General features: G+C 33.9%; 11 protein-coding genes and 2 tRNA genes. 6 read left to right on the plus strand and 7 right to left on the minus strand.

The features are described from left to right. Positions 1-126 precede the first annotated feature (126 nt). The 3 genes from ISP71_04630 to mutS all read right to left on the minus strand — a co-directional run bounded on the left by ISP71_04630 (position 127) and on the right by mutS (position 2,952). Positions 127-212, minus strand: a tRNA-Leu gene (locus ISP71_04630). 45 nt (positions 213-257) lie between these two features. Further along, a tRNA-Gly gene (locus tag ISP71_04635) sits at positions 258-329 on the minus strand. Between the two features lie 55 nt (positions 330-384). Further along, complete coding sequence (gene mutS, locus ISP71_04640) at positions 385-2,952, minus strand: DNA mismatch repair protein MutS (protein MBL6663373.1); 2,568 nt, start codon at positions 2,950-2,952, stop codon at positions 385-387. An 84-nt stretch (positions 2,953-3,036) separates the two neighbouring features. Here mutS and ISP71_04645 point away from each other — a divergent pair, with 84 nt between their 5' ends. After that, positions 3,037-3,564, plus strand: a complete 528-nt coding sequence (locus tag ISP71_04645) for an RNA methyltransferase (GenBank protein MBL6663374.1) — start codon at positions 3,037-3,039, stop codon at positions 3,562-3,564. A 3-nt stretch (positions 3,565-3,567) separates the two neighbouring features. On the opposite strand, the gene ISP71_04650 is transcribed toward ISP71_04645, so the two are convergent. Then, the gene (locus ISP71_04650; GenBank protein MBL6663375.1) at positions 3,568-5,106 is read right to left on the minus strand and encodes an OmpA family protein; all 1,539 of its coding nucleotides are present in this window, start codon (positions 5,104-5,106) and stop codon (positions 3,568-3,570) included. Between the two features lie 159 nt (positions 5,107-5,265). Between ISP71_04650 and ISP71_04655 the strand changes: the two genes are divergently transcribed. Then, positions 5,266-6,945, plus strand: a complete 1,680-nt coding sequence (locus ISP71_04655; protein MBL6663376.1) for a hypothetical protein — start codon at positions 5,266-5,268, stop codon at positions 6,943-6,945. 50 nt (positions 6,946-6,995) lie between these two features. On the opposite strand, the gene ISP71_04660 is transcribed toward ISP71_04655, so the two are convergent. Together ISP71_04660 and folK are read right to left on the minus strand one after the other, a co-directional pair. Beyond that, positions 6,996-7,628 (minus strand): deoxynucleoside kinase, encoded by a 633-nt coding sequence (locus ISP71_04660; protein MBL6663377.1) that lies wholly within the window; start codon positions 7,626-7,628, stop codon positions 6,996-6,998. After that, positions 7,625-8,110 carry a 2-amino-4-hydroxy-6-hydroxymethyldihydropteridine diphosphokinase gene (folK, locus tag ISP71_04665; GenBank protein ID MBL6663378.1) on the minus strand — a complete coding sequence of 162 codons (486 nt, stop codon included), beginning with the start codon at positions 8,108-8,110 and terminating at the stop codon, positions 7,625-7,627. The genes ISP71_04660 and folK overlap by 4 nt, the downstream gene beginning before the upstream one ends. A gap of 91 nt (positions 8,111-8,201) precedes the next feature. Between folK and sppA the strand changes: the two genes are divergently transcribed. Both sppA and ISP71_04675 read left to right on the plus strand, forming a co-directional pair. After that, positions 8,202-9,959, plus strand: a complete 1,758-nt coding sequence (gene sppA / locus ISP71_04670; protein ID MBL6663379.1) for a signal peptide peptidase SppA — start codon at positions 8,202-8,204, stop codon at positions 9,957-9,959. A gap of 14 nt (positions 9,960-9,973) precedes the next feature. Then, positions 9,974-10,648: a queuosine precursor transporter gene (locus tag ISP71_04675; GenBank protein ID MBL6663380.1), complete on the plus strand. Its 675-nt coding sequence runs from the start codon at positions 9,974-9,976 to the stop codon at positions 10,646-10,648. On the opposite strand, the gene ISP71_04680 is transcribed toward ISP71_04675, so the two are convergent. Further along, entirely contained in the window at positions 10,645-11,442 is a 798-nt protein-coding gene (locus tag ISP71_04680) for a DUF2797 domain-containing protein (GenBank protein MBL6663381.1), read from the minus strand. The two genes, ISP71_04675 and ISP71_04680, sit on opposite strands and share 4 nt — an antisense overlap. Positions 11,443-11,487: 45 nt before the next feature. Between ISP71_04680 and ISP71_04685 the strand changes: the two genes are divergently transcribed. Both ISP71_04685 and ISP71_04690 read left to right on the plus strand, forming a co-directional pair. Then, positions 11,488-12,999 carry a GH3 auxin-responsive promoter family protein gene (locus ISP71_04685; GenBank protein MBL6663382.1) on the plus strand — a complete coding sequence of 504 codons (1,512 nt, stop codon included), beginning with the start codon at positions 11,488-11,490 and terminating at the stop codon, positions 12,997-12,999. A gap of 43 nt (positions 13,000-13,042) precedes the next feature. Beyond that, positions 13,043-13,657 carry a deoxynucleoside kinase gene (locus ISP71_04690; protein ID MBL6663383.1) on the plus strand — a complete coding sequence of 205 codons (615 nt, stop codon included), beginning with the start codon at positions 13,043-13,045 and terminating at the stop codon, positions 13,655-13,657. The last annotated feature ends 58 nt before the right edge of the window (positions 13,658-13,715 follow it).

Raw genomic sequence — 13,715 nt, forward strand, 5'->3', positions numbered from 1 at the left:
CATCGGATGGGGGAACATCGATATTTTACACGCAAAATTAAGACCTTTTCTAAGGTTGTTGGGAATATGTTGGGAATATTAATAGAAAACCCCCTACTCTACTAGAGAATAAGGGGATTTTCTAAGTACCCAGGGCGGGACTTGAACCCGCACGGACATTACTGTCCATTGGATTTTAAGTCCAACGTGTCTACCAATTCCACCACCTGGGCTTGGACTTAATTCAATAAAAATCCTCTTTAAAAAAGAGGATGTTGAGCGAGTGATGGGATTTGAACCCACGACCCTCACCTTGGCAAGGTGATGCTCTACCCCTGAGCTACACTCGCAATTGGAGGGCAAATGTAATATATTTTTCAGATTACACAAACCCTCTTTTGTTTTTTATTTGCCTGTCATCTTTTTTATCTCATTCAATTTCATCAATGCCTCAACAGGCGTTAATGAATTGATATCTAAATCTTGAATTTCATCTCTGATACGCTCCAAAATAGGATCATCTAATTGGAAGAAACTCAATTGCATTTCATCGTCTTTAGCAATTAGGTCTTTTGCCTTATTCTCTTGCGAAGCATGAGCTTTTTCTAAGCGTTTCATTATAATGTTGGCTCTATCAACTACTGATTTAGGCATGCCTGCCATTTTTGCCACGTGAATACCAAAACTATGTTCACTGCCGCCTTCAACTAGTTTCCTTAAAAATAATATCTGATTGCCTATTTCTTTGACTGATACATTAAAGTTTCTAATCCTTTCAAATGATTTAGTCATTTCATTCAACTCATGATAGTGTGTCGCAAATAGTGTTTTAGCTTGTGTGCTATGTTGGTGTAAAAACTCAGCTATGGCCCAAGCTATAGATATACCATCGTAGGTACTCGTTCCTCTGCCAATTTCATCAAGAAGAATTAAACTTCTATCCGAAACGTTATTTAGGATACTGGCTGTTTCGTTCATTTCTACCATAAAAGTAGATTCCCCCTGGGAAATATTATCCGAAGCTCCTACCCTAGTGAAAATTTTATCAACTAGACCTATTGTAGCACTTTCGGCTGGAACAAAGCATCCTATTTGAGCAAGTAAAACTATTAATGCTGTTTGTCTTAAAATTGCGGACTTACCTGACATATTAGGACCAGTAATCATGATAATCTGCTGCTGTTCTCTATCCAAGTATATATCATTAGCAATGTATTCTTCTCCAACGGCTAGTTGCTGTTCAATGACAGGATGTCTACCATTTTTTATGCTTAGACCATAGTCTTCTGAAATTTGAGGTTTAGAGTAACGATACCTTTTAGAAAGCTCTGCAAAAGAATGTAATACGTCTAATTGAGCTACTCGCTGAGCGTTAATTTGTACATCAGGAATGAAATCTATTAAACTTAACACCAAATCATTGAACAATTGTGTTTCAAGAGCTAATATTTTTTCTTCAGCTCCTAAAATTTTAACTTCCAATTCTTTTAACTCCTGAGTTATATAGCGTTCTGCATTGACTAGTGTTTGCTTTCTAATCCACTCTTCTGGCACTTTATCTTTATGAGTATTGCGTACTTCTAAATAATAACCAAAGACATTATTAAAAGCTATCTTTAGAGAAGGTATAGCTGTGCGCTCCGTTTCACTTTCAAGTATTTGTTGAAGTAAGAAATGGCTATCTTTAGATACGGAACGTAAGTCATCAAGTTCTGTATTCACTCCTTCTGCAATAACCTGCCCTTTATTTATGGCTATGGGTGCATTATCATCAATTTCATTTTCAATTCGGTTTCTGATAAACTCGCACAAATTAATATGGTCAGCAAGTTGAATAAGTGCCTTATTATTGGAATTTTCTAAAAATTCTTTGACTGGTTCAATAGCTATTAAAGCACGTTTTAACTGAACCACTTCTCTGGGGTTTATTCGAGCAGTAGCTACTTTAGAAATGAGTCGTTCTAAATCTCCTATCTCTTTGATATGATTAATAACATCTTCCTTTTCAGAGCTTTCTTGCATCAAAAATTCGACAGCTGACAATCGGTCTTCTATAAGTTGTTTTTCTTTTAATGGAAATGCTACCCATCTTTTCAACAGCCTTGAGCCCATAGGAGTAATACTATGGTCTAAAATGTCCACTAAAGTGGTCGCTCCCTCATTGGAAGAATGAAACAATTCTAGATTTCGAATAGTGAAACGATCCATCCAAACATGCTTTGATTCTTCAATACGCTGAAGGTTAGCAATGTGCTTGATATGGTGGTGCTGTGTTTCGGATAAATAGTGTAAAACTGCCCCCGCAGCTACAGTGCCTTCTGTCAATGCTTCTACACCAAAACCTTTGAGTGAAACTGTACCAAAATGAGATAAAAGCTTTTCTTGTGAGAATTCCGATGTAAACACCCAGTCTTCTAATGTGCTGGTGTAGTATTTGTCTCCGAATAAATTTAAAAACTTCTTGTGATGCTGTTTTTGAAAAACAATTTCAGAAGGATTAAAACTTTGCAATAACTTGCCAATGTATTCGTCTTGTCCTTGAGCAACTAAAAATTCGCCTGTAGAAATATCTAGAAAAGATAGCCCAATATCCTTAGCACCAAAATGAATAGATGCTAAAAAATTATTAACCTTTTGGTCAAGTACTTTATCGTTATAGGAAACGCCTGGAGTTACTAATTCGGTTACACCCCTTTTTACAATTTTCTTAGTGGCTTTAGGGTCTTCTAATTGATCACAAATGGCTACTCGCTGACCCGCTCTTACTAACTTTGGCAAATAGGTGTCTAAAGCATGATGTGGAAAACCCGCCAAAGCATCGTTAGATGAGCCATTGGACCGTTTAGTTAGTGTTATACCTAAAATTTTAGATGACAGCACAGCATCTTCCCCGAAAGTTTCATAAAAATCTCCAACTCTAAACAACAACATAGCATCAGGGTATTTAGCCTTGATACTGTTGTATTGTTTCATAAGTGGTGTCACTTTAGCTACAGTTGTATTTTTTTTAGCTGCCAAGAGTCTATTTTATATAGTTTTGTACTTTCATTATAAAAGATGCGTAAGTTAAAAAATAAGGAGCTAAATAGACTCAATTTAGAAGAATTTAAAAACAAAAAAAAAGTACCTATCATAATTGTACTAGATAATGTACGCAGCGCACACAATGTAGGCTCTGTTTTTAGGACTTCTGATGCTTTTTTGATTGAAAAAATTATGCTTTGCGGCATTTGCCCAATACCACCAAAAAACGAAATTCGCAAAACAGCTCTGGGTGCAACGGAGTCTGTGGACTGGGAATACTTTAAGGATAGTACAGATTGCATAAAAGGACTTACTGAAAAAGGTTATAAAATTGTTAGTATTGAACAAGCCGACAATGCCACCAACCTAAACAACTATGAAATGGAAAAATCTCAAAAAATAGCTTTAGTTTTTGGCAACGAGGTCAATGGTGTGAGCGAAGAAATTATCCAACTAAGTGATGACGTTATAGAAATACCCCAACACGGAACGAAACACTCTTTTAATGTATCCGTAAGTGTTGGGATAGTGCTATGGGATTTAAGCCGTAAAATAGGCTAACTATTATTTTTTGATAATAAAATCAACCCTTCTATTGACTTCATTCAAATAAGCTTCTATCTGATAATTTTCGTATTCTGAAGATGCATCAAAACCTTGTTTTAAAACTAATGGATTGGTTTCTCCTTTTGAAACGACTTCCAAGCGATTGGCATCTATTCCGAAAGCTTCTACTAAATAATTAATTGCCGACTGTGCCCTTCTCTTGGCTAAATCAGCGTTGTATTCTATAGTGCCACGACTATCGGCGTGCCCAACAACAAAATACTTTTCTTTAGGGTTATCTCTCATAATTCGCGCTGCTAATGCTAATCGCTTAAAATCCTCTTGACGAATTACATCACTTGAAGTATTAAAGAACAAAGACGGTAAAATTGTAACGCCACTAGCATTATTAGAGTTGGCTTTATTGACCGTAATTCCTTGATAATTCACTAAAGCATTTTTAGCTGACTTCTCTAAATCTCTACTGTCTGGAACACCATCACCGTCACTATCAACCTCAACACCTTTAGCATTTACTTTGGCATTTTTTACAGTGAACAAATCCTCATCTTGATAATCGTAAACACCGTCCATATCTACATCAAGAGGTACTCCAGAACCATCAACAACTACTCCTTCTGGAGTGTCATTTTGCTTATCAAAGGCGTCAGCCACACCATCGCCATCAGAATCTCTAGACATTGACTGTACCTTCTTTTTTAATTTACTTTGAGTGTGATATACTTCATCAAGAGGATTATACCAGTGCAAAGAAGATTTCTTAGGCCCTAAATTGAACGTTAGTCCAAGAGCAAAAGTGACAAATTTATCGTTCTTTACTCCGTTGACATCTTTAGCTGAATAATGAGTCAGGTCTAAATCGTCTGAGTTAGCAATGTAGTATTTTACTTTTCCAGAGAGGTCAATACGATCACTTAATGGGTATATCAACTGGGTAGCGAACTTGTAATACAACTCCGTTTGTCTATCTCTCTTTTTTAATTCGTTATTTTCATAATTGGATTCATAGCCCCTTAAAGCAAGTATCTGACTTTTCTCTAAATTTCTAAGAACACTTCGGAAAGAAATAAGTCCCAATCCAAACTCACCAATGACTTTGATTTTTGATTTTTCATACCTGTTTGTGTTCAACACCAAATTAGACAGATTAACCAACAAACTAGCATCGTAATTGAAATATCTGTTTTTAAACTTAGTTGACGAGGTGTCAATAGACTCGTTGTAAACTGTTGAACAGTGTTTACATTTTCCAAACTCTCTCCTAAGCCCTGCTAATTTACCTATTCCAATTTCTCCCTGCAGTCCATATACGTTATTGAACATTTTCTTAGCATTTAAAGCTCCTGAAAATCGAAACTCATTGAAGTTACCATATGAAGAAGGATAAAAGTCGTGTTGCTTTATATCACCAAGAAATACATTAGATGAAAAATCTGCACCTAAAGAAATTGAATTATAATTTGTCTTTTTGCTTTGTGAAAAAGTGGCTAATGAAGATAATAACATCGCCAACAATAATGGCATTAATTTTTTCATAGTTTAAGATAATTTAATAAGGTGCTAAAATAACTTAAATTTTGTTACGTTGGCATTGTTAACAATTTGATATTCAAAATTAAAATATACAGATTTATATATTAGCCTAATAAACATATATTTGCATACAACTATTTAATCTTTAATCATATTTCCAAAATGAAAAATAGACACTTTTTCAGATTACCTCTTTTATTTTCACTTATACTATTAATCAGTTCTTGTGGACTAGATTCTATGGTTTCAAAATTTAACACGCTAAACTTCACTGTTACCCCTACCCAAGTGGAAGTTCACGGTGGAAATATAGAAATTGAGCTTGAAGTAAAAATTCCTGAAAAATATTTCCAAAAAACTGCAGAGGCTGACTTCAGAGCTATGCTTGCTCCATCTGCTGATAGTGAAGCTAAAGTATTTTTTGATCCTGTAAAACTTCAAGGAGAAAAAATTTCTAGCAATGGTAAGACTATTGGTTACATAACTGGCGGTCAATTTACTTACAAAAGCACTGTTAAATATAGTGAGGAAATGGCTGATTACGACTTATTCGCCACAGCTATTGCTACAATGAATGACAACAGTAAGAGTCTAGGTGCTATTAAAGTTGCTGAAGGTGTAATGGCTACAGCTACTAGAGTAAAAGACAGTGAAGAAGCTGCTATTTCTAATCACACTTACGAAAAGGTAACCGTACTAGAAGAAACGGCAGTCATTTATTTCACAGTTAATCAGTCTAATGTTAGGTATTCTCAAAAAAGCTCAGACGAAATTAAACGCTTGAAAGAATTTGCTAAACTGGGATATGAAACTAAAAATATAGAGATTACTTCTTATGCTTCACCCGAAGGAACTTTAGATATAAATGATAAAGTATCAGATAACAGAGGTGAATCTACTTTTAGCTACGCAAAACAATTAATGAAAAAATTGAAGGTCGAAGGTGCTAACAATAATGATCTGTACATTAAAAGTTCTAAAGGCGAAGATTGGGGTGGATTCAACAAACTGGTTAATTCTTCTGACATGAAGGATAAAAATAAAGTATTGAACATCGTTAGAAATCAAAAAGATCCTCAAAAAAGAGAAGAAGCTATAAGAGATATGGCTGAAATTTATGACGCTATAGAAGATGATGTATTGCCTAAACTAAGAAAAGCAACTATTACTTTGAGAGTATATGAACCTAAGAAAACAGATGAAGATATTGTTTCTCTTGCTATAGCAGACCCTTCTCAACTTGATATTAAAGAAATGCTTTACGCTGCTTCATTAATTGAGGATAACTCAATTAAAAAGACTATCTATAATACCGTCAGCAAGTCATTCCCTAATGATTATAGAGCTTATAATAATTTAGCGGGGATTTATATTAAAGAAAAGAATATGAATAAAGCAATTGATATGTTGGGTAAAGCCTCAAAATACAATGCAAATGCTCCTGAAGTGAATGAAAACAAAGGTATCGTCGCAGCTTTAGAAGGAGATTATGATAAGGCAGCATCATTATATAACTCATCAAATGCATCGGATACTAACAAAGGTATTTTAGCTATCAAAACTGGAGATTATAGTTCAGCTACTGCCAAGCTAAAAGGCAATGGCTATAATGCTACATTAGCCAAGTTGATGAATGGCAATCCTGTTGCTACAACTGATAATACTGCAGAAGGGAATTACCTAAATGCAATAGTTAATGCTAGAACTGGAAATTACGATAAGTGTATTGATTTTTTATCTAAAGCTATTCAAATGAATGCTAATTATAAAAACGATGCAGTAAAAGATTTTGAATTTAAAAATCTTAAAGATAATGCCGACTTTCAAGCATTAGTGAATTAAAAATATAAATAGGATTTAATGAAAACCTGACAAGTACTTGTCAGGTTTTTTTATGCTAAAGTAATTCGGTGAATACCTTTATCGTATAACTGAGTTGTTAAACTTAGTAATTGCTGAAAAACATTATTCTGGTTTACGAAGTCAACCTCACTAACATCAACAATTAGAACTGGGAATTCTGAGTGTTTTTTGAAGAAATCGAAATACTTATTTTGAATGTCTGAAAGGTAATCATCAGAGATATTTTGCTCATAACTTCGCCCTCTTTTTTTGATATTCTCTTGCAAACGTTTTATATCTGAATGCAGATAAATGATTAAATCTGGCTTTGGCAAATTTTTCAACGCTATATCTGATAATCTATTGAATAACAAAAGCTCGTCATCACTAAGGTTGTTTTCGGCAAACAACTTAGATTTTACGAAGAAATAATCCGATACAATTCCTTTAGAAAATAAATCTTGCTCTCGTAAATCACCCAATTGTCTGTAACGTTCTGCCATAAAGAAAAGTTCCAAAGAAAAAGCGTAGCGTTCAGGCTGATTGTAAAATTTTGGAAGAAAAGGGTTGTCAGCAAACTCTTCTAAAACAATACGGTAGCCAAGTTCTTCAGCTAACATTTTCGAAAAGGTAGTTTTACCAACACCAATGTTTCCCTCTATAGTAATAAATTGATAACTCATAATTTTCTTACATCAGAATTGTCACTGCAAGAATACAACAATTGACTAATGGTTTTGTCAAATTTTGGATGAATTTGATTAGGCGCGATTTCTGCTAAAGGTAATAAAGCAAATCGTCTATTCTGTAAATGAATATGTGGAATAATTAAGTTAGTATCATTAACTAATTCTGTATTAAACAAAAGAATATCTATATCAATAGTTCTTGCTTCATAATTATCTGTATTGGCTCTTATCCTTCCCAATTGTTGCTCTATTGAAAGACAAGCATCTAAGGTTTTAAGAGGGGATAATTCAGTAGAAACTAGTAAGGCTTGATTCATGAAATTATTTTCATGCTGAAAGCCCCAAGGTGGCGATTCATACAAAGATGATGAGCTACTGACAACACCAACACTCAACTCCAACATACGAATAGCTTGTTGAAATAACTCTTTAGAATTACCCAAGTTGCTACCTAAAAGCAAATACACTGTATTCATAAAAACGAAAATAGATAAAGGCTTTAAATTAAACGAAGTAATCTGAATAAAAAATGTAATTTTGCTACACTTTAAATATAAAATAAAAGCTATGCTACGATTTCTCAAAAGTGTCCTAAAATCTGTTTTAGTTACACTAATTTCTTTTTTTATCATTGTTTTAATTTTCATAGTTATTGGTCTATCATCAAGTATGGAAGAAGTTGAGAAAATCAAAGAAAACACCCTTTTAGAGATAACCCTTTCTGAAAAAATAATTGATAGAACATCCGAATTTGATTTTGACTTTAGCTCTTTGAATAACGAATCGTCATCTTTAGGCTTAGACGATATCATTAAATCCATTGATAAAGCTAAACATGATGACAACATCAAAGGAATTTATCTGAATATAGATATGGTCAACGCCAGCATGGCAACATTAGAAGAAATTCGTGACAAGCTACAAGAGTTTAAAGACTCTACAGATAAATTTATTCTATCATACAGCGAAATATATTCTCAAAAAGCAATTTATATTGCTTCTGTTTCTGATAAAATTTACCTACATCCAGAAGGTTTTATAGAATTCAAAGGAATTAGCTACGAGGGTATGTTTTTTAAAGAAGCCCTAGAGAAATTGGAAGTAGAACCGCAAATAATACGACACGGAAAATTCAAAAGTGCAGTCGAGCCATTTATGCTTGACAAGATGAGCGATTCTAATAGAGAGCAAGTTCAACGCTTTATCAATTCAATTTGGGAAGATGTAAAATTAGGGGTTTCTGGTGGTAGAAATTTGCCTAATGAAGAATTGAATAATATTGCAGAAAATTTCTTGATTCAGTCTGCTGAAGATGCTGTTGATTACAAATTAGCTGATGCCTTACAATATCAGGATCAAGTTGACGACTCCTTGAGAAAAAAATTAAATCTTGAAAGTGATGCAAAAATTGAAAAAATATCACTCAAAGAATACGCTAATGTACCAGTCAGTAAAAAGAAAAAGTTCTCAAAAGATAAGATAGCTGTTATTTTTGCCCAGGGTGCTATCAATAGTGGTGAAGGAGATAATGAAAATATTGGCTCAGAAACAACCTCTGAAGCTATTCGTGAAGCTAGAAAAGACAAAAAAGTTAAAGCCATTGTGCTAAGAGTTAATTCCCCTGGCGGTAGTGCCTTGGCCTCTGAAACTATTCTCAGAGAAATGGAGTTAGCTAAAGAAGTAAAGCCCGTGGTCGTATCAATGGGAGATGTTGCAGCTTCTGGCGGCTACTACATAGCATGTAAAGCCGATACCATAGTCGCTAATCCTACAACTATTACTGGTTCAATCGGTGTATTTGGCGTCCTGATGAATCTTGAAAAAATGATGAAAAATAAGTTAGGCATTACTACTGACAGAGTAAAAACTAATCAGTTTGCTGATTTGGCCTCACCAACACGTGCGTTAAATGAATCCGAACGAGCTATCATACAAAATCAAGTAGAGATGATTTATGATAAATTTATTACGCATGTTGCCGAAGGAAGGAATATGACTAAAGAAGAAGTTGACTCTATTGGTCAAGGTAGAGTATGGACAGGAAAAGATGCTATTGAATTAGGCTTAGTAGATGTTTTAGGAGGCATGGAAGATGCTATTAATATTGCTGCAGATATGGCTAAGCTAGAATCCTACAGAATCACTAAATTACCCATTGAAAAAAATCCTTTTGAAAAAATCTTTGAAGATTTAGGAAGTCAAGTAAGAAGTGGAATTATCAAAAATGAACTTGGCAAGACCTATCCATATTATCAAAAGGTCAATGAGTTGATTAATATGGATAAAATACAAATGCGTATGCCTCATCAATTTGAAATTTACTAATCAAACATTCTCATTTGAAATCTCAGGCACAATCACTTTTCCTTATACTTAGCGGTCTTTTTATCGCCGCCCTAATATGCTGTAATCTGATTTTTCAAAAATTTTTTACCTGGTCTCCATTTGGCATTTATACCTTTGAGATTTCAGCGGGTATCATTCCCTACCCCATTACCTTTTTAGTGACAGATATCATTTCTGAAATATATGGCAGAAAGAAAGCTAACTCAGTAGTTTTATCAGGCTTATTTGCTAGTATTTTTGTTCTTGGTATAGTTATGCTTGCAAATAGCGTTCAAGCAACAGAATGGTCACCTGTTAATGATGAAACTTTTTCCAATGTTTTTGGATTGACAGGTATAGCAGTTGGCGCATCTATGTTAGCTTATCTTCTGGCTCAATTTATAGATATTAGAGTATTTCATTTTTGGAAAAAACTAACCAATGGCAAACACCTATGGTTAAGAAATAACGCTTCTACTTTTAGCTCACAACTTGTTGACACTGCAACAGTTTTAGTGCTATTATGTTTGGCAGGTGGTATTGCTTGGGATAAATTTTGGGTCTTATTATTGAATGGCTTTCTGTTTAAAGTGATAATGGCATTAATTGACACGCCTATTCTTTACCTTGTAATAAATTTGATAAGAAAAAGATTTAAGCTCGAAGTTGGTGAAGAAATTGAGATTTAATACTCAATACTTACCACATAGCCTTGATGTTTTCTGATATTTAAAACGTTCAAATAATCAAACATTAAATATTGACCTTTAATACCTGTCAAAGTACCTTCTACAACGCTTAGTTTATCAAAGGTCATACTTTTTACTTTTTTAGGATATTCAAGAACAGGATAATTCAAATCTAGTAATTGAGAATCATTTACTACATATTGTTTTAATTCAGAAGGCAAAAAACTTTTCATTTCTTCTTTTAGTGCGATTAAGTCAATACTTGTATTGATTTCGTTTTTTAACATTTTTTGCCAATGCGTTTTGTCTGCGATAAAATCCTTTAATGTTACCTCAATAACTCCTGCTAAATAACGATTTGGCGTTTCTGCCAATATTATAGTCTGTGCAGCACCTTGGTCAATCCAACGTGTTGGGATTTGAGGCTTTCTAGTGATACCCACTTTGGCATTAGCCGTTAAAGCAAGGTAAACAATCTGTGGAGTTAAATGGTATTTCTTTTCCCATTCCATATCTCTACCTATACCCAAATGTGCTTGGCACTTTTCTGGGTGTATGATACATTCTGATGCTAAGGGAGAGGACTGAAAACATGGGTAACACAGACCTTGATTAAATGATTTGTAAGTCTTAGAACCACAATTGGTGCAAAAAATTTGATTTTCAAAAGTAAATCTAACGGGCTTATTTATCAGAGAATTCATTTCAACACTTTCACTACCTATGGGTAAGTAATACTTAATGGGTTGTGAAATTTCCGACTTCATTTTTAACAAAGAACCTGTTATTTTCATTTCAAAATAGTATTTTTAAATTCAAATATTTCCTGAGTACAAGATATGATATTTTCTATAAAAAATACTCTAATGTCGTGGGTAATGCGAAAACGCATTCATCAAATAGAACTCTTTGTAAAATACCCTCATGATGTACAAAAAGATTGGTTAGAAAGCCTAATTAGTACAGCACGATTCACCGAATTTGGAAAGAAATATCACTTTAATGAAATAAGCTCCTACTCTACTTTTAGAGAAAGAGTCCCTTTGTCAAATTATGAGGATTTATCGCCCTTTATTGAAAGATTAAGAAAAGGCGAAGAAAATATATTATGGCCTACCGAAAGCAAATGGTTTGCGAAATCGTCAGGCACAAGTGGTCATAGAAGTAAATATATTCCAGTTACCAATGAATCCCTCAAGGATTGTCATTTTAAAGGAGGAAAAGATATGCTATCGCTGTACTGCTACAATTATCCTGAAACTCAAGTCTTCAACGGCAAGAGTGTTATAATGGGAGGTAGCCACGAACCCTCTCTTAGCACAAATAAAAAGGACGGCGATTTGTCAGCTATTATAGTCGATAATCTTCCTTTTTGGGTAAATATTCATCAAACCCCCAATAAGGATATTCGTTTAATGAATGACTTTGAGAAGAAGATACAACAAATGGCACTGATTACTGCCCAAGAAGATGTTAGAACAATTTCAGGTGTACCCTCATGGATGCTTGTATTATTTCATAAAATTCTAGAGTTTAAAGGAGTAGAAAACATTAGTCAAGTTTGGCCAAACCTTGAACTTTATATGCATGGAGGAGTAAATTTTACGCCCTATAAAAATCAATTTGAAAAGTTGATACCAAAAGGCATCAATTATTTAGAGACCTACAATGCATCTGAAGGGTTTTTCGGCATACAAGATCAAAAGAATAGCGATGAAATGTTGCTCATGCTAGACTATGGAATTTTTTACGAATTTATTCCAATAGAAGAAATTGACAAACAAAAGGCCATACCACTTTGGGAAGTAGAAATAGGAAAAACTTATGCTATGGTTATCTCTACTAATGCAGGACTATGGCGCTATATTATTGGCGATACCGTTGTTTTCACTTGTGTAAGCCCATACAGAATAAAAATAAATGGTCGAATTGGACAATTCATAAATGCTTTTGGAGAAGAACTTATAATGGCTAATGCCGAGAAAGCCATACAAATTGCTTGTGAGAAAACTCATGCTAATGTCAATGAATATACGGCTGGACCTATATATATGACAGATTCGAAACTAGCAGCTCATGAATGGGTTTTTGAATTCAACAAAAGTCCAGATGATATTGATAAATTTACAGAAATACTTGATGAAAACCTCAAGAAATTAAATTCTGACTACGCCGCAAAAAGAAATAAAAATTTAGCTTTACAAAAACCAATTCTACATAGTGTACCATCTGGATTTTTCTATAAATGGATGAAATCTCAAAATAAGTTAGGTCGTCAATTTAAGGTGCCAAGATTATCGAATAATAGAAATCATTTAGAATCCATTTTTAAATTATTGAAAACACTATGAAATATTAGAAATTCCTTTAAATTAGTAGCAAAATAATAAACGTATGCACATAGCCATAGCAGGAAATATTGGGTCAGGAAAGACCACACTAACAACCCTATTGTCAAAACATTATGGTTGGGAACCACAATTTGAAGATGTTGACGACAACCCTTACTTAAATGATTTCTACAAAGACATGCAACGCTGGTCTTTTAACTTGCAAATCTATTTTTTGAATAGCAGATTCGGTCAAGTACAAGAAATACATAAAGGCGATAAAGATGTTATTCAAGATAGAACAATGTATGAAGATGCTCATATTTTTGCACCTAACTTACATGCTATGGGCTTAATGAGTACCAGAGATTTTGAAAACTACCAAAGTCTTTTTAAACTCATGAATAACTTCATTCCTGCCCCTAATCTTCTCATCTACTTACGTTCATCGGTCTCTAACCTTGTGGAACAAATTCAAAAAAGAGGTCGTGATTATGAAAACTCAATCCGTATTGATTATTTATCTAGACTAAATGAACGTTACGAGGCTTGGATATCTTCTTACGACCAAGGGCACTTACTAATTATCGATGTTGATGGATTAGACTTTCAACAAAACAAAGAAGATTTAGGAACTATTATTGATAAAATTGATGCTGAAATAAACGGCTTGTTCTAAAAATTTAAATTATTAGCAATAAAAAAAGCCCAGCGTTTGCTGAGCTTTTCAATTTTAT

It is taken from the genome of Flavobacteriales bacterium (genome assembly GCA_016779995.1).
Lineage (GTDB): Bacteria > Bacteroidota > Bacteroidia > Flavobacteriales > UBA7312 > UBA8444.